The 22,611-nt window shown below is 64.1% G+C and carries 22 protein-coding genes; 13 read left to right on the top strand and 9 right to left on the bottom strand.

The features are described 5' to 3' along the window. Nucleotides 1-64: 64 nt before the first annotated feature. From KHO22_RS26145 to KHO22_RS26100, 10 genes are all read left to right on the top strand, one after another. On the top strand, nt 65-1,060 hold the full coding sequence (locus KHO22_RS26145) for a Bug family tripartite tricarboxylate transporter substrate binding protein (RefSeq protein ID WP_230427028.1): 996 nt from the start codon (nt 65-67) through the stop codon (nt 1,058-1,060). 53 nt (nt 1,061-1,113) lie between these two features. Continuing rightward, the gene (locus KHO22_RS26140; RefSeq protein ID WP_211950075.1) at nt 1,114-2,280 is read left to right on the top strand and encodes a thiolase domain-containing protein; all 1,167 of its coding nucleotides are present in this window, start codon (nt 1,114-1,116) and stop codon (nt 2,278-2,280) included. Nucleotides 2,281-2,311: 31 nt separating this feature from the next. Beyond that, a complete protein-coding gene (locus tag KHO22_RS26135) occupies nt 2,312-2,710 on the top strand; it encodes a Zn-ribbon domain-containing OB-fold protein (RefSeq protein WP_211950074.1) in 399 nt (132 codons plus the stop codon). A gap of 88 nt (nt 2,711-2,798) precedes the next feature. Further along, complete coding sequence (locus KHO22_RS26130) at nt 2,799-4,892, top strand: acetate--CoA ligase family protein (protein WP_211950073.1); 2,094 nt, start codon at nt 2,799-2,801, stop codon at nt 4,890-4,892. A gap of 208 nt (nt 4,893-5,100) precedes the next feature. After that, on the top strand, nt 5,101-6,696 hold the full coding sequence (locus tag KHO22_RS26125) for an EAL domain-containing protein (protein ID WP_211950072.1): 1,596 nt from the start codon (nt 5,101-5,103) through the stop codon (nt 6,694-6,696). Between the two features lie 78 nt (nt 6,697-6,774). Beyond that, complete coding sequence (locus KHO22_RS26120) at nt 6,775-7,194, top strand: RidA family protein (protein ID WP_211950071.1); 420 nt, start codon at nt 6,775-6,777, stop codon at nt 7,192-7,194. Between the two features lie 153 nt (nt 7,195-7,347). Then, nucleotides 7,348-7,878, top strand: a complete 531-nt coding sequence (locus tag KHO22_RS26115) for a GbsR/MarR family transcriptional regulator (RefSeq protein WP_211950070.1) — start codon at nt 7,348-7,350, stop codon at nt 7,876-7,878. A 150-nt stretch (nt 7,879-8,028) separates the two neighbouring features. Then, nucleotides 8,029-8,511 (top strand): DUF2269 family protein, encoded by a 483-nt coding sequence (locus KHO22_RS26110; RefSeq protein ID WP_211950069.1) that lies wholly within the window; start codon nt 8,029-8,031, stop codon nt 8,509-8,511. 60 nt (nt 8,512-8,571) lie between these two features. After that, entirely contained in the window at nt 8,572-9,672 is a 1,101-nt protein-coding gene (locus KHO22_RS26105; RefSeq protein WP_211950068.1) for a saccharopine dehydrogenase family protein, read from the top strand. Nucleotides 9,673-9,674: 2 nt separating this feature from the next. Next, a complete protein-coding gene (locus KHO22_RS26100; protein WP_211950067.1) occupies nt 9,675-10,148 on the top strand; it encodes an SRPBCC family protein in 474 nt (157 codons plus the stop codon). Between the two features lie 163 nt (nt 10,149-10,311). Here KHO22_RS26100 and KHO22_RS26095 read toward each other — a convergent pair whose 3' ends face one another. Both KHO22_RS26095 and KHO22_RS26090 read right to left on the bottom strand, forming a co-directional pair. Next, nucleotides 10,312-10,668, bottom strand: coding sequence for a SpoIIAA family protein (locus tag KHO22_RS26095; RefSeq protein ID WP_211950066.1), 357 nt, complete (start codon nt 10,666-10,668; stop codon nt 10,312-10,314). A gap of 305 nt (nt 10,669-10,973) precedes the next feature. Continuing rightward, nucleotides 10,974-12,302: an MFS transporter gene (locus KHO22_RS26090; protein WP_211950065.1), complete on the bottom strand. Its 1,329-nt coding sequence runs from the start codon at nt 12,300-12,302 to the stop codon at nt 10,974-10,976. Between the two features lie 360 nt (nt 12,303-12,662). Here KHO22_RS26090 and KHO22_RS26085 point away from each other — a divergent pair, with 360 nt between their 5' ends. After that, entirely contained in the window at nt 12,663-13,136 is a 474-nt protein-coding gene (locus tag KHO22_RS26085; protein WP_420839654.1) for a cupin domain-containing protein, read from the top strand. A 154-nt stretch (nt 13,137-13,290) separates the two neighbouring features. Here KHO22_RS26085 and KHO22_RS26080 read toward each other — a convergent pair whose 3' ends face one another. Both KHO22_RS26080 and KHO22_RS26075 read right to left on the bottom strand, forming a co-directional pair. Continuing rightward, the gene (locus KHO22_RS26080) at nt 13,291-13,521 is read right to left on the bottom strand and encodes a DUF2188 domain-containing protein (protein ID WP_211950063.1); all 231 of its coding nucleotides are present in this window, start codon (nt 13,519-13,521) and stop codon (nt 13,291-13,293) included. An 86-nt stretch (nt 13,522-13,607) separates the two neighbouring features. Then, nucleotides 13,608-13,859, bottom strand: coding sequence for a DUF2188 domain-containing protein (locus tag KHO22_RS26075; protein WP_230427027.1), 252 nt, complete (start codon nt 13,857-13,859; stop codon nt 13,608-13,610). A gap of 555 nt (nt 13,860-14,414) precedes the next feature. On the opposite strand from KHO22_RS26075, the gene phaP3 reads away from it, so the two are divergent. Next, entirely contained in the window at nt 14,415-14,972 is a 558-nt protein-coding gene (gene phaP3 / locus KHO22_RS26070; RefSeq protein WP_211950123.1) for a TIGR01841 family phasin PhaP3, read from the top strand. Between the two features lie 266 nt (nt 14,973-15,238). Then, on the top strand, nt 15,239-15,982 hold the full coding sequence (gene phbB, locus KHO22_RS26065; RefSeq protein ID WP_211950122.1) for an acetoacetyl-CoA reductase: 744 nt from the start codon (nt 15,239-15,241) through the stop codon (nt 15,980-15,982). Nucleotides 15,983-16,238: 256 nt separating this feature from the next. Here the strand turns inward: phbB and KHO22_RS26060 are convergent, their stop codons facing one another. From KHO22_RS26060 to KHO22_RS26040, 5 genes are all read right to left on the bottom strand, one after another. Continuing rightward, a complete protein-coding gene (locus KHO22_RS26060; protein WP_211950062.1) occupies nt 16,239-17,213 on the bottom strand; it encodes a Bug family tripartite tricarboxylate transporter substrate binding protein in 975 nt (324 codons plus the stop codon). An 18-nt stretch (nt 17,214-17,231) separates the two neighbouring features. After that, the gene (gene ilvD, locus KHO22_RS26055; protein ID WP_211950061.1) at nt 17,232-18,917 is read right to left on the bottom strand and encodes a dihydroxy-acid dehydratase; all 1,686 of its coding nucleotides are present in this window, start codon (nt 18,915-18,917) and stop codon (nt 17,232-17,234) included. Further along, the gene (locus tag KHO22_RS26050; RefSeq protein WP_211950060.1) at nt 18,914-20,248 is read right to left on the bottom strand and encodes an FAD-dependent oxidoreductase; all 1,335 of its coding nucleotides are present in this window, start codon (nt 20,246-20,248) and stop codon (nt 18,914-18,916) included. Before KHO22_RS26050 ends, ilvD begins: the two co-directional genes overlap by 4 nt. A gap of 93 nt (nt 20,249-20,341) precedes the next feature. After that, nucleotides 20,342-21,349: a LacI family DNA-binding transcriptional regulator gene (locus KHO22_RS26045; protein ID WP_211950059.1), complete on the bottom strand. Its 1,008-nt coding sequence runs from the start codon at nt 21,347-21,349 to the stop codon at nt 20,342-20,344. 200 nt (nt 21,350-21,549) lie between these two features. After that, nucleotides 21,550-22,488, bottom strand: coding sequence for a LysR substrate-binding domain-containing protein (locus KHO22_RS26040; protein WP_211950058.1), 939 nt, complete (start codon nt 22,486-22,488; stop codon nt 21,550-21,552). Between the last annotated feature and the right edge of the window lie 123 nt (nt 22,489-22,611).

Raw genomic sequence — 22,611 nt, 5'->3', positions numbered from 1 at the left:
GCACCCCTGTAAGCACCCTCGTAGCACCAGACAACACCATCCATCACGACATGGAGGAGACACCATGACAAGCTTTGCAGGCCGCACCCGACGTTTCATCCCCGCGCTCGTGGCCATGACCACCGCGCTGGCCCTGCCCGCCCCGGCCCGGGCACAGTCGGCCCAGACGTATCCGGACCGTCCGGTCCGGATCGTGTCGATCACGAGCGCCGGCACCGGCGCCGACGACTACACCCGCCTGCTGGCGAAGTACCTCGGCCAGAAGCTGGGCCAGAGCTTCGTCGTGGAGAACAAGCCGGGCGGCAACATGATCATCGCGAGCGACTACGTCGCCAAGGCCGCGCCGGACGGCTACACGCTGCTGCTGTCCGCCTCGGGCGCCATGGCGGCCAACCCGTTCCTGTTCAGGAAGCTGCCGTACGACCCGCTGAAGGACTTCGTGCCCATCGCGCGCATGTCGCTGCTGCCGGTGGTGCTGGTCGTCGCGGGCAATTCGCCCTATCGCACGGTGGCCGACCTGGTGAAGGCCGGCCGCGCCAACCCGGGCAAGCTGAACTACGGCACGCCGAGCACGGGCTACCGCACCATCGTCGCCAACTTCAACGACGCGGCAAAGATCGAGGCCACGAGCGTGCCGTACAAGGCCATGAGCGGCCTGCTGCCCGACCTGATGACGGGCATCGTCGACTATGGCGTGGTGGAAGTCTCGGCTGCCGTGCCGCACATCCAGTCCGGCAAGCTGCGCGCGCTGGCGGTGACCAGCGCGGCCCGGCTGTCGCAGCTGAAGGACGTGCCGACCATGGCCGAGGCCGGCCTGCCGCGCGCCGGCGTGAACTCCTGGACCGCGCTGTTCGCCCCGGCCGGCACGCCGCAGCCCATCGTCGACAAGCTCTCGCGCTACACGCTGGAGTTCGTCAACTCCCCGGAGGCCACGTCGCACTACGCCCAGCGCGGCGCCACGCCGTTCCCCGGCAACAGCGCCGAACTGCGCGCCACCATCGTGGCCGACCAGCAGATGTGGAAGCGCCTGATCTCCCTCGCCGGCATCGAGCCGGAATGACAGGCCTGTTCCGTCCCCATCCCGATCACCCCCTCCCCTGCAAGGAAGCAAGCATGAGCATCAATGGCAAGGCCTATATCGTCGGTGCATACGAGCACCCCACCCGCAAGGCGCCGGACAAGACCGTCGCCCAGCTGCACGCCGAATGCGCCAAGGGCGCGCTCGAAGACGCCGGCCTGACGATGGCCGATGTCGACGGCTATTTCTGCGCCGGCGACGCGCCCGGACTGGGCGTGCTGAACATCGTCGACTACCTGGGCCTGAAGGTCCGCCACGTCGACTCCACCGAGACCGGCGGGTCGTCGTATCTCGCGCACGTGTCGCACGCGGCGCAGGCGATCGCCATGGGCAAGTGCAATGTGGCGCTGATCACGCTGGCGGGCCGCCCGCGCTCGGAAGGCTCGAGCGGCACCAAGGCGCGCAACTGGGGCCCGAACCTGCCCGACATGCCGTTCGAGGCGCCCTACAGCCCCCTCACCGTCAACTCGTACGCGATGGTCGCCCAGCGCCATATGTACGAGTACGGCACCACGGCCGAGCAACTGGCGTGGATCAAGGTGGCCGCGTCGCACCATGCCCAGCACAACCCGCACGCCATGCTGCGCAATGTGGTGACCGTGGAAGACGTGGTCAACTCCGACCTCGTTTCCGACCCGCTGCACAAGCTCGACTGCTGCGTGGTGTCGGACGGCGGCGGCGCGCTGATCGTGGCCCGCCCCGAGATCGCCGCGAAGCTGAACCGCCCGAAGGTGAAACTCCTCGGCGCCGGCGAGCACGTCAAGGGCCAGCTCGGCGGACAGGTCGACCTGACGTGGTCGGCGGCGAAGGTGTCGGGCGCGGCGGCATTCGCCGAGGCGCGCGTGACGCCGGCCGATATCCAGTACGCGTCGATCTACGACAGCTTCACCATCACCGTGCTGATGCAACTGGAAGACCTCGGCTTCTGCAAGAAGGGCGAAGGCGGCAGGTTCGTGATGGACGGGAACCTGATCTCCGGCGTCGGCAAGCTGCCCTTCAACACCGACGGCGGCGGCCTGTGCAACAACCACCCGGCCAACCGCGGCGGCATCACGAAGGTGATCGAGGCCGTGCGCCAGCTGCGCGGCGAAGCGCATCCGGCCGTGCAGGTGCCGAACTGCCATCTCGCCCTCGCCCAGGGCACCGGCGGCCTGCTCGGCTCGCGCCATGGCAGCGCCACGCTGATCCTCGAACGCGAGTGAGCAAACGACAGACCCTACACGGATTCAAGCCATGACCACACCTCACACCCCCACCGTTTTCAGCGCGCCGACCGAGTATCCGGACAACGCCGAGTTCTGGGCCGCCGCGCGCGACGGCCGCCTGCTGGTGAAGCACTGCGACGACTGCGGCAAGCCGCACTGGTATCCGCGCACGCTGTGCCCGCACTGCATGGGCACCACGAGCTGGAAGCAGGCCAGCGGGCGCGGCACCGTCTATTCGTACAGCGTGACCCGCCGCGCCGGCCCGACGCCGTTCTGCATGGCCTATGTCACGCTGGAAGAAGGCGTGACGATGATGACGCAGATCGTCGATTGCGACCTCGACACGGTGCGCATCGGCCAGAAGGTCGAACTGACCTTCACGCCCACCGACAACGGGCCGCCGATGCCGACCTTCCGGCCGGTCTGATCGGTCTCGCCCGCCTTGCCAGATGTCGGCCGCCTCCATCCGGGGCGGCCGGTGCCCCTGTGACACCCCCACTTCGCACACGCCACCCATGACCACCACCCCATCGCTGGACCGCCTGCTGGCGCCGCGCTCCGTCGCCGTCATCGGCGCCTCGGACGACCCCGCCCGCATCGGCGGCCGCCCCATCGCTTCCATGCTCAGGCTCGGCTACGCCGGGCGCATCCTGCCCGTCAACCCGAACCGCGCGACCGTGCAGGGCCTGACGGCCTACCCCTCGGTCGACGCACTGCCCGAGGTGCCGGACGTCGCCATCGTCGCCGTGCCCGCGCCGCAGGTGCTGGCGACCGTGACGGCGCTGGCGCAGCGCGGCGTGCCGGGCGCCATCCTGTTCAGCGCCGGCTTTGCGGAAGTGGGCGGCGAAGGCGTGGCAATGCAGGCCGAACTGGTCGCCGCCGCGCGCCAGGGCGGCATGCGCCTGCTCGGGCCGAACTCGCTGGGGCTGGTCAATCTGCAGACCGGCTTTGTCGGCAGCTTCTCGTCGTTCGCCACGATGGCAGGCGTCCGCCCGGGGCGCGTGGGCATCGTCAGCCAGTCAGGCGCCTATGGCAGCCACCTGGTGGCGACCGCCATGGAGGCGGGGGTGTATCCGTCGAACATCGTGATGACCGGCAACGAGGCCGACCTGACGCTGGGCGACATCGTCCGCCTGATGGTGGCCGACCCCAATACCGACGTGATCGCCCTCTACTCGGAAGGCATCAACGACGGCAACGGGCTGGTCGAGGCGCTGCAGGCGGCCCGCGCGGCCCGCAAGCCGGTGGTCATGATGAAAGTGGGCCGCAGCGAGGTGGGTGGCGCGGCGGCGCGCTCGCACACGGCGTCCATCGCGGGCGACGATGCGGTGGTCGATGCGGTGCTGGAGGAACTCGGCGTGGTGCGTGCCCGCACCACCGAGGAGATGCTCGACATCGTGCGACTGGCCACGCGCGGCGTATTCCCGCAGAACAACACGCTGGGCGTGATCACCGTCAGCGGCGGGGCCGGCGTGATCGTCTCCGACGCCGCCGAGGACCTCGGCCTGCCGATGCCGGAGATGCCCGCCGCCGCGCAGCAACGCATGCTGGAAATGCTGCCGATCTGCGCGCCGCGCAACCCGGTGGACACCACGGCCCAGTTCATCAACGACCCGTCGCTGATCACGCCGTTCACCGAGGCGATGCTGTTGGAGGGCGGCTATACGTCCGTGCTGGGCTTCTTCAGCTACGCCGGCTCCACGCCGGAAGTCGCCCCGCTGCTGCGCGGGCAGCTTTCGAAGGTACGCGAGCGCTTCCCGGACCGTCTCTACGTGCTGGTGCTGCGCGGCCCGCGCGACGTGCTCGATTCTTACGAAGCCGCGGGCTTCACCGTGTTCGAGGACCCCAACCGCGCGGTGACGGCCATCGCCGCGATGGGCCGCTTCGGCAAGGCGTTCGCCGGCAGGACGCTGGCGCCGGCGCCGGAGGTGGGCGCGGTCGCCCTGCCGGCACAGACCCCGACCGAAGCGCAGGCCAAGCGCCTGCTCGCCGATGCCGGCATCCCGAGCGCCCCCGAGCGTGCCTGCGCCGAGGTGGAGGCAGCCGTCGCCGCCGCCCGCGAGATCGGCTTCCCGGTGGTGATGAAGATCCTGTCGCCGGACATCCTGCACAAGTCGGAAATCGGCGGCGTGCTGCTGAACGTGCGCGACGAGCAGGCCGTGCGCGCCGGCTTCGCCACCCTGCTGGACCGCGCCCGCACCGCCGCGCCCACCGCGCGTATCGAGGGCGTGCTGGTCGCCCGCCAGCTCAGTGGCGGCGTGGAATGCATCATGGGCATCCAGCGCGACCCGACGTTCGGGCCGGTGGCAATGTTCGGCCTGGGCGGCGTGTTCGTCGAGATCCTGAAGGACGTGGTGTTCCACCGCTGTCCGTTTGGCGAGGACGTGGCCGAGGAGATGATCCGCTCGATCAAGGGTGCGCCGCTGCTGCTGGGCGCGCGCGGACGGCCGGTCGCGGACGTTGCGGCGCTGGCGAAGACGCTGTCACGGCTGTCGTCGTTTGCCGTGGCCGCGGGTCCGCGCCTGCAGTCGATCGACCTGAATCCCGTCATCGCCATGCCGGAGGGACAGGGGGCGTATGCGGTGGATGCGGTGATCGATCTCGAGTAGTCAATCGCGCTCAACGCGCACGCCGCCCGCGCGCTCGTTCTTTCGTTCGGAGACCGGTCAATATGTGCAGCTAAAGGCTTTGCGACGCAAGCCGTGCGCCTTCGACTATCCTTTACGTTGATGTTCTGGCTTTCCGGACACCCGAGGCGGGCGCAGGCCCGCCTTCAACCTGTCCTTCGTTCCCTGTCGTCCATCCCTCGGGTGCGAAATGATCAAGCGCATCACCATTATTTCGGCTTCGATAGCCCTTGGGTGTCTCGCGACCGTCGGCCCGGTGCTCACCAGCCTCTATGTCGCGAAGAAGGAAGTGGAAAGGCGGGACCGGGCGGAAATCCTGGATTTCGCCGGCAAGGCGATCATGCGCACGGACGTCGTCACATCCCAGGCCTTCGCCGCCCTGGCCGATCTCGACCGACATCCGGGTGCCCCCTGCTCGCCCCCGAGTCTCGAACAGGCGGCGCGCGTCATCTACAACTATCGATACGTTCAGGATGCCGGAGCATACGCCGAGGGGCAGTACCTTTGCTCGCCACTGCTCGGCGACGTACGTGCGAAGGACCTGACGCTGCCTCGCCCCGATTACCAGAGCAGTGACGGGTATATCGTGTGGTTCAGGCAAAAGAGTCCGCTCAGCGACGAGCGCAGTGACATCCAGATCGGTCGCAGCGGCCACTACGTTTCCATCGATCGCGCATCCTACGTCGATCTCATTGATCCGGCCAGACGTCCGATCGCGGCAATCCAGACCACGACCGGAACGCTCATCGCGGTCTCGACCGGTGCGGACCCGGACGACATGCTTGACGCCTGGAAGCATGGTGGCAACGTGAAGAGCGACGAATGGAATTACGCGGTCGCCCAGTCTTCGACACGGCAACTCGCCGTCGTCGTGAAATCGCCTCGCAGCAGCGTCGCGGGCACCTGGCCAAAGCTGCTGGCCGCGTGGCTCTCCTTTGGCGTCACTGCCGGCGCCATGCTTGGATGGTTTGCGTACAAGCGCATCTCGTGGCAGCTCTCGTTCCCCGCAACCCTCGAATGGGCCATTTCGCGGCGCAAGATCGACGTGGTCTATCAGCCCATTGTCCGCATTGCCGACAACGAATGTGTAGGCGTCGAAGCGCTCCTGCGGTGGACCCTGCACGGTCAACCGGTCTCGCCCGAGGTATTTGTGCGGGTCGCCGAGGAGAATCACCTCATCCAGGCTTTGACGGATCTGGTACTCGAAAAGACCGTCGCGCAACTTGGCCAGTTTCTCGCCGAGAATCCAACGTTCTACGTCTCGATCAACGTCAGCAGCGAGGATCTTCGCAGCCTCCGATTCCTGAACGTTCTCAGGTCATCGCTTGCAGGAACCGGCATTGCTCCCAGGCAGATCCGCATTGAAGCGACCGAGCGCAGTTTCATGGATGCCGATACGACGCGCGATGTCATTGCCGCGTTCAGGGCGGCCGGCCATCCCGTCTATATCGACGACTTCGGGACCGGCTACTCGAGCCTGTCCTATCTGCAAACCTTCCAGATCGACGTTCTGAAGATCGACAAGTCCTTCGTCGACACGATTGCGCAGGATACGGCCTCTAGCGTCGTCGCCCCTCACATCATTGCGATGGCCCACGAACTGCGCCTGGAAATCGTCGCGGAGGGCGTGGAGTCCGCGTCTCAGGTGGCGTGGCTCCTCGACAAAGGCGTGCAGTACGTGCAAGGCTGGTACTACGCCAAAGCGATGTCAGAGGATGCGCTGGTGACATGGCTTGCCAGCAGGAATCGTGCACCGCGCCAGGCGGAGGGCGTGCTGGCAATTTAGAGGAGACACGCGATCCTGCTGCAGCGCTTGCCTCGTAGTCGCGCCTCTCTGCACTCTCATATTCCCCAGGTGCTAGCCATGCCATCATCCAAGACGACAATCACCCTTTCCAATCCGCACCCCGTGTTCGGCAGCACGGAAGTCTTCAAGGCGTTCAACTATGCGCCGGCCGTTGCCGCTGGCGGCTTGCTGTTCATCGCAGGCCAGATCGGCGTGCGCGCAGACGGGACCGTGCCCTCGGCTGTCGAGGAGCAGATCGATCTCGCATTCCGGAGGTTGGGCGCAATCCTGCAGGCGGCTGGCCTGGGATTCGAGGACCTGGTCGAGCTGGTCAGCTATCACGTCGATGTCGACAAGCAGCTCACGGTGTTCCGTGAGATCAAGGACCGATATATCCATGCGGATGCACCGGCCTGGACCATACTGGGCGTGGCCGCATTGGCAAGGCCGACGCTGTACGTCGAAATCAAGGCTGTAGCTGTGACACGCGCCGTGTAGTCGGCCGTCCGAGGACGGCCATCCCCGTTGGTTCGCTGCCATGCACCCGCAGCCGATCCAACCTGGCAGGCCAGCCCAGACTTGCGATCAAGCTCGTGTTTTTCAGTTATTTCTGTCTTGACAGAAATAACTGAAAAAACTAGGCTTTGAATCATGGAACTCACCCCCGTCTCAGAACGCTTCATCCTCCACTGGGGAGAAATGGGTACCCGTTGGGGCGTGAACCGGACCGTCGCGCAAATCCACGCCTTGCTCTACCTGCTTGGTCGCCCGGTCACCGCGGATAACATTGCCGAGACGCTCGGCGTTGCGCGCTCGAACGTCAGCAACAGCCTGAAGGAGCTTCAAGCCTGGAAGCTGGCTCGCGTTGTCCACATCATGGGCGACCGCCGCGACCACTTTGAGACGTCCACCGACATCTGGGAACTCTTCCGCCTGATCGTGGAAGGCCGCCGCCAGCGCGAACTCGATCCCACACTGGCCATGCTGCGGGATAGCCTTGCAAGCCCGGAACTCAGTGAAGAAGATGCGGAAGCGCAAACGCGCATCCGCAACACCCTGGCGTTCCTTGAAACGCTCACCACCTGGTCCGACGAGATGCTGCGCATGAAGCCCGATACGCTGATGAAGACATTGGGTCTTGGGGCGAAGCTGAGCCGAACGGTGAGGCGCCTCAAACAGTAGCCTGCAAGACGATTCGTGCACGGGCGAAATGCTCGCTGACCCGTGATTTCTGTCTGGGTGGAAATCACAGAGCAAGAAAACCGGATGTTGCCATGCCCGTGACAGCAGTCAGTCCGGAACCTCGGCCTCATTGACAGGAAGGCACGCGTCGTGAACGCCTATCTGGCCGTCAAGGCTCTTCATATCATCTCCTCCGTGGTGCTGACTGGCACTGGATTCGGCACCGCGTTCTATTTCTTCTTCGCGAACCGGACGCGATCCGTCCCGGTGATTGCCGCGGTTTCCCGGCTTGTGGTGCGCGCCGATTTCTGGTTCACCGCGCCAGCCGCGGTCTTTCAGCCGTTGTCCGGGCTCTGGCTTGCGCATGCGGCTGGGTGGGGGTGGGAGACACCGTGGCTGATCGGATCCGTGGTTCTGTTCTTGCTCGCAGGTGCCTGCTGGCTGCCGGTCGTAAAGCTCCAGCTTCACATGGCCGACATGGCTGCCCGAGCCCTGGCCGCCGGCCAGACTACCTTGCCGCAGCGCTACTGGCGTTGCGCGCGGCTGTGGGAATGGCTTGGATATCCGGCCTTCGGCTCGATGCTTGCCGTGTACTTTCTGATGGTGACCAAGCCCGCTTTGACGGGGCTATGAACAGCACCGCCAGGATCATCCCGGCCTTGTGTTAAGGATCAAGCAGTCAGGGGAGCAGAAATGAGGATCGTGATAGTCGGCGGCACGGGCAATTTTGGGGCGCGAATCTGCAGGAGCCTCGCGGCGGACGCCCTGCATGAGATCATCGCCACGGGACGCAGCGAACGTTCATCGAGTACGCTGCCGTGCACGCAAGGCGTGCGCACCGCCAGGCTGGATATCCTCTCGCCCAGTTTCCGGACGGACTTCGCCAAGCTGCGACCAGAGTTGGTCGTTCATTGCGCCGGGCCATTCCAGGGTCAGGACTACCGCGTCGCGGAGGCCGCATGCGCGCTCGGTGCGCACTACGTGGACCTTTCCGATGGCCGCGACTTCGTGGCCGGCTTCGCAAGGCATCTGGACATCCGGGCACGCAGCGCCGGAATCTGCGCCGTCAGCGGGGCAAGCAGCGTTCCCGCGCTATCCAGCGCCGTCGTGGACAAGCTTTCCGCAGGCTTCTCGCGGGTGGATCGCATCAGCGTAGCGATTGCGCCGGGTCAGCAGGCGCCCAGGGGCGTGGCCACGCTCAAGGCTGTATTCAGCTACGCCGGCGCACCCATCCCGAGGTGGGAAGACGGTTCATGGCGGGAGGCATATGGCTGGCAGGATCTGCGCACCATGATATTCCCCGGCCTGGGTACGCGCCTGGCTGCCGCTTGCGATGTCCCTGACCTCGCGCTATTTCCACAGCGCTACCCATCCGTGCGGACCGTAGAGTTTCATGCAGCGCTCGAGCTGCGGATCCAGCATGCGGTGCTGTGGCTTGCCGGCGCACTACGCCGGCACGGTCTGGCCGTTCCCCTTGCGCGCGGCGCGCGGCTGCTCGATCGCATGTCGACGATGCTGCTGGACCGGTTCGGCAGCGAAAACGGCGGCATGCGGGTCAGTGTAGGCGGCGTGCGTCCGGACGGGACACCGGGCCAGTCGGTATGGCACCTGACCGCTCCGCACAAGAACGGGCCCGAGGTGCCCTGCATGGCGGCATTGCTGGTCACGCGCAAGTTGCTTGCCGGGCCGCCGCCGTTTCGCGGCGCCCGCGCCTGCATGGGGTTGCTCGACCTGGCAGAATTCGAGCCGCTGTTCCGGCTGTGGGGTATCAGCACATCTGTCGAGGAGCAATGACGATGGCCAGACGACGCCTGATCCTGACCATGCCCGGCTCAGCCGTCGACGCCTTCGAGGCATTCCACAACCACGAAAAGCGCCTTCTCTGGGATACCCTGCTCTCATCCGCGCAGGTTGAGGGAGGTGGTACACATCCTTATGTCGGAGCCATTACCGCCAACATCGGGCGCGGCTGGATGCGCAGCCTCAGGATGCGTACGCAGTTCGTGAGCTACCGCCCCCCGGAGATTGCGGCGGCGGCAAGTGTCCCTCCCTCGGGTCTGATCGAGTTCTGGGCAGCGTCGATGCGCCACCGGGATATTGAGGCAGGCCAGTCAGAGTTGATCTATACGTTCAGCATCAAATTGCGGCCATCCCTGCGCATCTTTGATCCGCTTGCGGCTTGGGTCTTCGAGCGTGAATCCCGACGGCGGTTTGCTGCGATGGCGGATTATCTGCGCCGGATTTACCCTGGCGAGATTGCCGGTGGATGATATCTGCGTACCAATGCCATCTCCTCATCCGTCCATGATCGTGGATTGGCAGGCTTAGACCGCGAGGGAGGCAAGCAAGGTCGCGTTGGCGAACCAGCCGATCATCCCAACGAACTGACTCCGGGGTACCGACAACTAGACTGTGCGATTCGCCGCACGGAGCTCAGGCGTTGATCCAGGCGCGCGCCTCCTCCAGCTCGTTGACGTGGAACGCCTTGACTTCGGCCTTCGTAAAGAACCGCGCCAGATGCATCGAAGCGTGGATCCAGCCCGCGTCGGCCACCACGGCGGCGCGCGTGATCCTGCGGGCCAGCGGAACGCCGAGCGTCAGATCGGTCCACAGCGCCTTTGGCTCGATGCCGGTGAAATGCTCGATGCGTTCGAGCACGCGGGTCTTGCCGTTCAGTTCGAGATCACCACGCATGCGCTCGATGGCTGCGCGCAGATCGTGGTCGGTGATTTTGCCTTCGACGGAGATTTCGATGACGGGGGAACCGGGGTCAGTGTGATACAGGATCATGGCAGGACCACTTGGCTAGGGAGACGTTGCAAGTTCCGAATGGATAAGACCAGCATTCGATCTGATGGTACCCCTTCCCACATGGTTCGGCTTGCGCTGATAAGGGCTCGATTGAACATGAAGGCGATCCGAGTGGGGCTGTCGGTACTTGATGCTTGTCGTTCACCACACCTTGCCGGACGGCAAGGGGCTCCACGTCAGATTTGAGGCCACCCTGAGGCGAGGTCGAGACGTCCCACGCCTGCAACCAGGTCCTGTACATCAAGACCGGGAACACGCGGGCGACAACGCCGCCCGCATGCGGGTCATGCCGCCTGCGAGGGCGCCAGACCGGCGGACTGGGTGGTATCCGCCGCGGCCGAAGCCATCTTCCGCAGGTCGCCTTCATACGTTCGCGCCGCGCGCCGGAAGCACAGCGCGGCCAGCACGCCGAACGCGGGCATGATGGTCAGTGCCATCTGCAACCCCAGCGCGTCGGAAAGCGCACCACCCACGAACGGCCCGATCGCCAGGCCGAACAGGTTCTGGAACAGCGACAGGACCGCTGCGCCCGTCGAGCGCAGCCCGGGGTGCACCACGTCCAGCACCACGCCCGAGGCCGGTCCGACTGCACAGGTCATCAGGAACCCGCCCAGCGCGATCAGCAGGAACTGCTGGTTCATGGAATGTGCCGCGCCGAAGGCGACGACCAGTACTGGCGTGGTCAGCAGGCACAAAGACGCGAGCACCGTGAGCTTGTTGCGCGGACGGCTGCTGGCAAAGAGGTCGGCAATCACGCCCCAGAAGAACGAGCCGGCGGCACTGCACAGCACGATCAGGGCCGCCTGCATGGCGGCCTGGTCGACCGGCGTGCCGTGGGCGCGATGGAAGTAGCTCGGCAGCCAGGCCCAGACCGTTGACACGACCACCAGTTGCAGCGCGGCGCCCAGGCAAGTCCACCACAGCGTGCGCGAGCTCGTCAGGGCCGCGGCGAGCTGTGCGAGCGTGCCGCCCCGCGCGCCAGTCGATTGTTGTAGGGCCACGGTCTTGTAGTCGGGCACGAACAGGTAGAGCACTGCCAGCAACAGGCCAGGCACGCCCACCACGCCGAAGGCCGCCTCCCATCCCCAGCGCGCCGTGATCACTCCGCCCAGCACAACGCCGAGCACCGCGCCGATGGAGCCCGCCGCGAAGAAGGCGCCCAGCAGCATCGAGCGCAGCCGCGCGGGAAACAGGCTGCCGATGAGCGCCGCCCCCACCGAGCCGTAGCCGGATTCGCCGACCCCCACCACCGCGCGTGCGGCAAACAGTTGCGCGTAGTTGCGCGTGAACATGCAGGAGATCGTGGCCAGGCTCCAGACGCCGGCCATGACGACCACGCTCTTCACCCGGCTGACCCGATCGGCGAGCAGCGCCACGGGCATGGCACCCAGTGCCACCACGACGGAAACGATCGACACCAGCGCGCCAAGCTGCTTGTCCGACAGGCCCCACGCCGCCTTCAGGTGCGGGAACATTGACACAATGACCTGGCGGTCGATGTAGTCGAACAACATCAGCGCGAAGGTCATCGCGAAGGCGAACCAGGCGCGCGACCGGCTCACGAGATAGTCGTTGTTGCCACCTTGCTGCGGACCCAAGGAATGAAGGGACATAATTGATGTGTCTCCGGAACGGGCCGGCGCGCGGCCCGCTGGCGGTTGCCATGTTCTTGTCGGATGCCCGCCAGCCCTCCTCACTCCCCATGCCGACGGTGCGCTGGCAGTATGCGAACTCGCCGCCGGGCGATTTGACATGGTGGGACAGAAATTTGACAAAAGGGGACACTAAGGGATAGTGCTAGCCCAGCGGGGTGCCGGCAGCGCGACAGGAGGACGCGCAGCAACGCACGCGAAAAACATACTGACCAAACATAGCCAGCTCAATTCTGGGCGCGGATCGTGGTGAGACAATCCAGTCTATCGCGCGCACTAAGCGTCGTAGCGATCCAATGCTCGCAGGCCAATGAAGAGGAGATGAATATGCATCGCTTTGTCGTTCTTGCCGCTGTCCCGATCGCATTTGCCTGTGGCTACCTTGCAGCCCGTACGGGACTGCCACCGGCCCACGCGCAAACCCCTCGCACCACATTGGCACCGCAGATCATCAACCTGGTCGCCATGCGCAATGAAGATATCGGACCGCAGGTTCCCAATATGGGCACGCTACGTACGAAAGGGCTGGTGGCGACACCACAAGGGACCATTGGAGTGCAATCGGGCAACGTTCCAAAGCACTACCACACCAGCGCTGACGAGATCCAGTATGTCATTTCAGGAAAGGGCACGTTCTGGCTGGGCAGCGAACAGCGCGAGGTCGGCCCGGGCGACCTGATTGTCATTCCAAAGGGAGTCGCGCACGCGGGTTCGATCGCAACCAGCGGCGATTTCAAATCGCTGGTAGTCAAGTTGCCGCCGCAGGCCGCCGGGGATACCCATATGCTTCCCTGAAATATCAACGCGCTGAAGGCAGAAACTAAAAAGCCCGCTCGTAATCGCCCCCTGCCCTCCGGCCATGTCCTGGCGGCCAGTTGCTGCCTGCCCGACCCGTCACACAGCGGCCGCCTTCGGCTGTGGATTCAACCGGTCGGGCAACCGGCCACCGTCACATGGGTCGGCCTCGGATGTTGTGCGGGTCTTGTCCATACGAATTTCGCGCGCGAGTCTGGCCGTCGCGGCCGTGGACGAACAGGTCGACCTCCCTCTGCCTGGCCTTCTCAGTGCCGGAGGCGACCGCCTCCTCCTGTGTGCGGAATGTTTCGCGGCCGTGTCCGCCGTCCGCCACGACGGCCCAGCGGTCCCCGGCCGGCACGACATGAACGTTGTGGCCTACCATGGCTGTCTCCTGAAGTTGGTGGAGAGAAACGTGAGCCCGCCTTGATGCTTGCGGGCATGCCTGCTACACCCTGCCTTGGGCAACGATTAAAAGGCTAACGGCGTAATGCAGTCGCTAAAATCAAGAGCGCTTGGCTCTTCATCGACGCCATGGATCAGCAGAGCCGCATCCTCCGCCATGGCCATGCGCACACCCGCAGCAATGGCTGCGCCGCGGGATGGATAAATGACGCGTGTGCCAAGGGTGTCGTCAGCTTCTACGGCCCACCGTGATTCCTCCGTCAGCAGGACCCGGATAATCTTTGTCGACATCTGCTCACCTCTTTCAAGTGTTGCCATGTTCGTGTTTTAGATCGAAAAACCAAATCACGGTGTCGGGCAACTTCCTATATTCGCAACTGACTAGAAGCCAGTAGTTGGATGTGCTTTCCTCAACAGGGGGAAGCCGATGCGTCGACCTGCGCGGCGAGAACCGCGCGACCCCGTTGCTGAGATGAAACGCGGTCAGTGGCAGTTCGTTTGCCACCGTGGAGAACTGCCACGCCGAAGAACGCGAGCCACACGCGTCTAGCTTGATTGCACGCCCCGATGTTTCGTCAATTGCGCGTAGCCGGGCCTGCCAGCGTGATGAGCGCCCACATTCACTTCGCACCGCAACATTTCTGCGTAAGCATATGTAATAAATATGACTGTTACAGCACTTTTGTTGTCTGTGTTTAAAGACTTTTTGGGTATGTACCTAGGGATCGAATTAGAAGAAACACTCTAGAATTTGCACTCGGATGGTGCGCCACAGGATTGGCGGCGCTGCCAATCTGGAATTCGCACCTTGCCGTGCGCCCTTTGCATCATATTTTTCAAGCGCCCGGTTCATCAATCCACAGGAGATTACGCATGTCCCCTTTTATGCCGGATCAGTTTGCTGCAGCGCAAAATGCCAATCTACGCCATCTGTTCGCGCTGACGAACTTGGCGTTTGACGGCTTCCAGAAATTGACCGAGCTGAATCTGCAAGCCGTCAGGACGGCGCTTGCTGACGGGCAGGACAATGTCGAAGCGGTGCTGGCCGGAAAGGACCTGCGTGAAGTGCTCGCCGTGAAGGGCAATCCGGCCCAGCCTGCCGCGGAGAAGGCGGTTGCGTATGCACGCCATGTGTACGAGATCGCATCGAGCACCCAGGCGGAACTGAGCAAGGCAGTCGAGGCCCAGTACGAGCAGCACAACCGCAATGCGCAAGCCTTTGTCGACACCTTCGTGAAGAGCGCGCCGGCCGGTTCCGAAGCGATCACCGCGCTGCTGCAATCGAGCGTAGCAGCCGCCAGCAGCACCTATCAGTCGTTCCAGAACGCGGCAAAGCAGACGGCTGAAATCGCCAAGGCCAACTTTGCCACGACGGCCGCAGCCGCCTCCGGCGCGGCACAGCAGGCAGCGCCCCGCGCTTCCAAGCAGTAACGGCATAGCGCTGGCAATGCAGGCCAGGCCAGCGCGCCGAACAGAGATCGCAGGCTTGCAGGCCAGGGGCATCAACCCTCCTGGCTTGCCGCACCGCGACGCCAACTTTCCCGCATAAGCATCAAAACCGGGACCGGAATTCATCCGGCCCGGTTCGGTTTCGCTTTTCCCGCGGGAGGGCAATGGGCTTGCTCGGGGCAACCAGGGCAAGAGCCCTTCCCGGCAAGGCAGGGGTCTTTCAACTTTACGAGCATGAAGCAAGCAGGATGACAAAGAAAATCGCACTAATAACAGGTGGTATGGGCGGGCTGGGAGAAGCCATCAGCATCAGGTTGCACGACGCAGGCTATGCCGTGGTGGTGACGCACTCGCCGGGCAATGCCAACGCTCGGGACTGGCTTGCCGCGATGGCCGCCACTGGCCGCGAGATGCGTGCCTACGAGGTTGACGTATCCGACTACGATGCCTGCCAGGCTTGCGCGGCGCGGATCCTGGCTGACGTAGGTCGCGTGGATATCCTGGTGAACAACGCCGGCATTACCCGCGACATGGCCTTCAAGAAGATGGACAAGCCGAACTGGGATGCCGTCATGCGGACCAATCTCGACTCGGTATTCAATCTCACCAAGCCGCTTTGCGAAGGCATGGTCGAACGCGGCTGGGGACGCATCATCAATATCTCGTCGGTCAACGCATCCAAGGGCGCCTTCGGCCAGACCAACTATGCGGCCGCCAAGGCCGGGATGCACGGCTTCACCAAGTCGCTGGCGCTGGAAGTGGCAAGGAAGGGTGTGACGGTCAACACCGTTTCTCCAGGCTACCTTGCCACCAAGATGGTCAACGCCGTGCCCAAGGAAATCATGGAGACCAAGATCCTGCCGCAAATTCCAGTCGGCCGCGTCGGAAAACCGGAAGAAGTCGCAGCTCTGGTTGCCTACCTTTGCTCGGAAGAAGCGGCCTACGTGACCGGGTCCAATATCGCCATCAACGGCGGGCAGCACATGCAGTAAGGGCTGATCGGGTGCCGTCCCGCTCGCGTTCGACTCGACCCACCGTGCCCGGGCGTGCCGGCACTAGGCTTCAGCACCGCTGGCTAGATCGAGTGCAGTGTAGCTGGGTCAGCCATCGTCGCAGGGTGAAGAGGCTCCAACGGCCGACGTCCAATTGGAGTCGCCATCGCGCTAATGTCATTCCGGCGCTGATGCAAGAATGCGGTGAACAGCGTACCGCCGCTCACCGCCCATCCAGCGCGCTGCCCTATCGCGTTTATTCGGCCACGACATTGGCCGCCTTCGCGACCGCACCCCACTTATCTGTTTCGCTCCTGATATAGCCGGCAAACTCTTCGGGCTTGCTGACTACAACTTCCGCACCGAGGGTCGCGAGCTTGTCCTTCACGTCAGGCATGGCCAGCACCTTGACCAGCGCGGCGTTGAGCTGCCTGACAACTTCCGGAGAGGTTCCCGCCGGGGCAACAAGACCACCCCAGGAGGAGGCATCAAAGCCCTGCAGCACCGTCTCGCTAATGGTTGGCGCACTCGGAAATGCCGGCACGCGCTTCTTGCTGGCCACTGCAATCAGCCTGAGCTTGCCCCCCGTAATGTACGGACGCGCGGCAACCGCCGTGGTGAACATCATTGAGACCTGACCGGCCATCACGTCCGTCATCGCCGGGCCGTCCCCCTTGTACGGGACATGCATCATGTCGAGCTTCAGGCCCGACTTGAACATTTCACCAACGAGGTGGTTCGACGAACCATTGCCGGCGGAGGCAAAGGTGTACTTGCCGGGGTTGGCCTTGACTTCGGCCACGAGGCCCTTGATGTCCGTCGCCTTGACCTTCGGGCCGGCAACCAGCACGATCGGCACCGTGGTGGTCTGGCCGATCGGCGCAAAGCTCTTGTTGACGTCGTAGTTCAGGTGCGGATAGATGGCCTGGCTGATCGCGTTCGGACCGACGTTCGCCATCAGCAGCGTGTAGCCGTCCGCCGGCGATTTCGCCACCATTTCCGCAGCGATATTGCCGTTCGCGCCAGGCCGGTTTTCCACCACGAAGGTGCCGCCGGTGACTTCCTTGAGCTTTTCGCTCAGCACCCGTGCAGTGGTATCGGATGCGCCGCCGGGCGGGTATGGCACAACGATACGTACCGGCTTGTCCGGGTACGCTGCCGTGGCCATGCCGGACGCCAGCATTGCAGCAACGATGGCCGCACGCCAGGTAATTCTGAAAATTGCTTTCATGTCTCCTCCAGATAATCTTCAACGGGGATGGATCGGGATCAGTACCGCACCACGAGCCAGCGGCTTCACTGTCTTGCTATAGATGTTCAGCCAGCCCTGCTCCGTGGCGCCCAGGATCGGCACCGCCCGGGCCTGCCGCGCGGCCATCTCGCGCTCATCGACAAGCAGGTTGATCTGCCGGCCGGGAATATCGATTTCGATATCGTCGCCATCCTGAACCAGCGCGAGCGGCCCTCCCGCGGCGGCTTCCGGGCAGACCTGACCGACCGCCACGCCGCGATTGAGGCCCGACAACTGGCCATCGGTCACGACCGCCACCTTGCCGTTGAACCCGGCGCCTTCCACCGCTGCAACGAACGATGAAGCCAGTGCTACGCCCGGCCCGCCAATCGGGCCCATGCCGCGCAGGCAGGCCACGGTGCCGGCGGTGATCTTGCCGTCCGCCAGCGCAGCAATGGCTTCCTCCTGCGAGTGGAACACCATGGCCTTGCCACGGAAGCGCTCCGCCTTTTCGCCAGCGTTGCCTAGTTTCAGGATACTGCCCTCGGGCGCCAGCGATCCCTTCAGGATGACCAGGGACGGTTTGGTCGAAACGGGATCGTCGAGCGTATGCAGGATGGATGGCGACGGGGCCTCATAAGCATCCAGAATCGCACTCCAGGTCTTGCCGGACACGGTCAGGCAATCCTGCTCGATCATCGGCGCCAGGCGCTTGATGGTGGCCAGTGTGCCACCCGCCGCTTCCAGTTCTTCCGTGCGATGGGGGCCATTTGGCTTGACGGTGGCCAGCAGCGGCACTTCGCGCCCAAGGCGGTCGAACAGGTCATAGAGATCGACATCGGTGCCCGCCTCCTCGGCAACGCCCTGCAGATGGCGCAGAACGTTGATCGACGTGGACAGCGCAAGCGCAACCCTGACGGCATTGCGGAACGCCCCCGGGGTCAGGATGCTGCGCGGGGTCAGGCCTGCCTCGACCATTTCGACGATGCGCGCCCCCGCAGCCCTGGCCTGCTCCACCATCGCCGGCGAATTCGCCAGCACCGGGCTCGCGCCCGGCAGGGTCAGGCCCAGTGCCTCGCAGACGATGTGCATCGAGTTGGCCGTGCCCAACCCGGCGCAAACGCCCGGGCTGCGCACCGCGCGCTTGCACATGCCGTCGAGATCCTCGAACGAGAGTTGCCCGGTCACATGCATCCCGACCTTCTCGAACACGTCCTCGATATCGACATGCTCGCCCTTGTATTGGCCGCTGGCCTGGTAGCCGCAGATCACGACGATCGTCGGAATGTTCAGCCGCGCCGCGGCCATCATCTGGCCGGGGGTGGTCTTGTCGCACGATGCCAGGCAAACCATGCCGTCTAGTTGCGCACCCTCGACCTGCACTTCGATGTCGTTGACGATCAGGTCGCGCGACGGCAGGATGTAGCGCCCCTGCTTGCCCGCACTGGTGATGAAATCGCTCGGCGCGGCGGTGCGCACTTCGAACGGCACGCCACCGGCCGCGCGGATCGCCGCCTTCACCTGCACGGCCACTCCATCGAGGTGACTGAAACAGCTCGACAGTTCCGACGACGTGTTGACCACGGCAATCTTCGGCTTCTCCATGTCCGCGTCGCTGAGGCCAAGCGCCTGCCATTGCGCCTTGCGCAGCGCCCAGCGCGTCGTGCCGGGGACGAAATTGCTACGGTATTTCTGTGAAGTCATTGCGCGTCTCCAAGGAATGCGCCGTTGCGGGCCAGGGCCTGCCGGATGTCGGTGACGGGAACGCTGTGCACGCTGCATTGCCGCGTCACGGCGGCTGCAGCCGCATGGCCCGCCGCCTCGCCCATCGCAAAGCACTGCGCGGTGACGCGGATCGACGCCTGCGCGCCATGCGTGGCCGATGCGCAGCGGCCCGCCACCATCAGGTTGTCGAAGCCGGGAAGCGTCAGCGAGCGCAGCGGAATCTGGAAGTACGTGCCCGGCTGCAACCAGATCCATTTGGTGGCACGGCCCGCCGCGTGGTCTTCCATTGGCCAGGCGCAGCAGGCAATAGCGTCGGAGAACCGCGCGCCTTCGAGCACGTCCTGATCGGTCAGGACATAGCTGCCGACCGTGCGCCGGCTCTCGCGCACGCCGATCACGGCGCCGGTATCCATCACGAACGCCGATTCAAAGCCCGGTACGAATTTGCGGAACGCCTGCAGATACAGGCAAACCTGTTCCCGCCCGGCCAACTCCGCCCGCGACATCACGCTGACGTCGAACGGATCAGGAGACTTGCCATCCACCGCGACCTTCGTGATATTCAGATGCGCCAGACCCGGCCGCTCCGCGAATACACCGCCGGCCGTTCGGGGCAGGTCGTAGCCGTCTTCCACGGCGCGTTCCAGACACTCGCGCAACGCCGCCCGGCTCAGATTGCCGAGCACCGTGGTATCGACACCGCCAAAGCGCACCATTGTGGTCGGGAACTGCAGATCACCCGTGGAGATTTCGAACGGTGCTCCGGCGAACTTCACGACATCCGCATCGCCCGAGCAGTCCAGGAATGCACGGGCCCGGATCGCCAGGCGGCCTTGCTTGGTTTCGATGAGCACGGCATCGACGTCCGGGCCATCCATGGCCACACCCACGACCATCGAATGAAACAGCACCTCGACCCTGGCGTCCCGGATGAGTTGGTCGAGCACGACCTTCATCGCGAAGAGGTCATACGGCAACGAGGCCGTCTCCAGCCACCGCGTTGGCTCGCCCACCCCGTCGAGAGCATGCAGGCGTTCGATGACCTCATTGCAGAAGCCGCCGACGATCTGGCGGACTTCCGACTCCGTGACCGCATATAGACCGCAGATGCTGCCCAGGCTGACTGAGGTCAAGGTGCCGCCGAGGAAGCCCTCGCGTTCCAGCAGCAGCACCTTTGCACCGGCACGGGCTGCCGATATGGCTGCCGCCACACCGGCGGCGCCCCCGCCCACCACGCAGATATCTGCCGTCCGGACCACCGGCGTCGAGCGCGGTGGCTCGGCAATGGCCTCGAATGAATACGTAGTCATTTTTCCCCCAAAAATTTGCGGTGGGCGCGAGCCAACCGCATCAGCACGAATGGTTACGTAGTCATTATAGGCGGATGCTTTGCGGAATCAATCTCAAGATGTTGTGCGGCGCAGCACCAGGTCGTTCGGCATCACAAAGGTCTGCGGGGCCAGAAGGGGATCCGCCATGCGACGCTCAAGTCGCTCGACCACCTGCCCCACCATCGCCGGCAGCGGTTGCTGAACGGTGCTCAGCCCGATGCATTCCCACCGGGCCATGGGAATATCGTCATAACCCACGATCCACATGTCATCGGGCACCGACCGCCCGCAGCGTTTGGCGGCATCCAGTGCGCCGATTGCCACGATGTCATTGGTGCAGAACACGCTGTCCACTTCGGGGCTGTCGGTCAGCAACGTCTGCATGGCGTCGAAACCGAATTCATAGCCGAAGTCCGCCGCGTCGGCACGTGTGAAAGCCGGTCCAAGTGCCACATCCCCGAGCCCTTCCATGAACCCTCGTTCGCGTTCGCGAATCGTGCTGGCTCTCGAACTCTTGCTCGATTTTGCGGAAATCAATCCGATATGCTTGCGTCCCGCGGTCAGGAAGTACTCTGAGACGCGTCGGCCACCGGCGTAGTTGTCGCTGACAATCGTATCGAAGAGATTGGTACCGACGGATCGGTTGATCAGGATGATCGGCTTTTCTGCCGCCACCCTGGTCAGCAGCTCTCTGGATTCATCGAGCGCGGCGGCAAAAATGACGCCGTCGGTCGCACTCTCCGCCAGCGCGCGCACCGTTGCATCGTCCATGACGCCGTCCAGTTCCCAAACCGTCGTGCGGAAGCCGCGGCTCGCGAGGCGCTCCACCAATAGCTGAAGCAGCAATGGGTATAGCGGATTAGACAGGCTTGCGACGACGACCGCGACCGTGCCGCTGCGCCTGGTTTTCATCTGGCGAGCTGCGGCACTGGGGGAGTATTCATGATCCTGTATGACCTTGAGGACCCGAGCCTTGGTTTCCGGTTTTACTGACGGCAGATCTTGGAGAACACGGGAAACAGTGGTCTGGGACACGCCCGCGAGGCGGGCAATGTCGATACTGGTAAGCCTCTTGCTCATGGTGCTGTCAGGATCAGCGGCGCGTTTTAGGGAATGCGCCTGATTCTAAACGAACACTTCTGAATGGCCGGTGTGGCCCACGATCCTCCATTGCGTCCTCGCCTATTTGCTGTTGGTGCAAGCCAGGGCCATCCGCCGGGGACGACAGATCTACGGGCAGCCCATCGGGGCCGCCCGTTATCGCTGACTCCCGCCCTGTCTCACCTGACCGCCGCCCGTAGCGCCGCCATGAACTGCAGCATGGCCTCCGACGGCAACTCATTCTTGCGGGTGACAATGCCGTAGCTCGACATGGCGCGCCGGATCGGCACGGGCACCTGCGCCAGCATGCCTTCCGCGACGAAGCGCTCGACCACGGCGCGCGGCTGCAGCGAAAGCATATCCGTCGCCTGCAGCAGTTCCAGCGTGGAAAAGATTGACGGTGTTTCCACCATGCCGACCAGGCCCTGGATGCCCGCCGCCGCAATGGTTTCATCGAACAGTTGCCGGATGGCGGTGAGCTGCGGATAAAGGATCCACGGCCATGCGCCGATGTCGGCAATTTCCAGCCTGGGCCTGTCCAGCAAGGGATGTCCCGGCCGGCAGACGACCCAGACCGGCTCTGGTGACAGGGCCTCGAAATCGAAGATCGCCTGGTGGCGTGGCTCGGTCAGGCGCCCGACCATGATGTCCAGCTTCCGGTCTTCCAGCCAGACGGCGAGCTGGTCACTGCTCTGCTCGATCAGCTTGACGACCAGCCGCGGGCGCTGCTGCAGGATTTCGCGGATCGCCGTGGTCACCACTTGCGCCGCCGACGCCGAAATCGCGCCAACGGTGAGGTGGCCGTGCCCGCCGGCCCGCAGCGCTTCCAGTTCACTCACAAACTTGCCGAGTTCGGCCAGCGCCGTCGACGCGTAGCGCAGCGCGAACTCGCCCAATTCCGTCGGGCGCATATCCCTTGGCAAGCGATCGAACAGCCTGGCCTGCAGGGTGTCTTCAATGTCGCTCAATATCTTCGTGGCAGCCGGCTGGGTGATGTGCAGTTGCTCGGCCGCGATGCGCAAATTGCGGCTGCGTCCCAGCACATCCAACAGCTGAAGATGCCGGAAGCGCAGCTTTGCGAGCACGGCGGAAGGGGCGGAAGCAGTTTGTCTGGCCATGAGCGGGGTAAACCCGGCTGAATCGATAACTAAACGGAATGAATTCTACCCAATAATCGATTGGATGTTTATCGGACTGCCACGTAGAGTTCCACCAACGCTGCGGGTAGTCGCGGCGCTCAT

This window comes from Cupriavidus yeoncheonensis, from assembly GCF_905397275.1.
Classification (GTDB): domain Bacteria; phylum Pseudomonadota; class Gammaproteobacteria; order Burkholderiales; family Burkholderiaceae; genus Cupriavidus; species Cupriavidus yeoncheonensis.
Note: the sequence above shows the minus strand (reverse complement) of the source record. Positions and strands in the feature narration are given on the sequence as shown.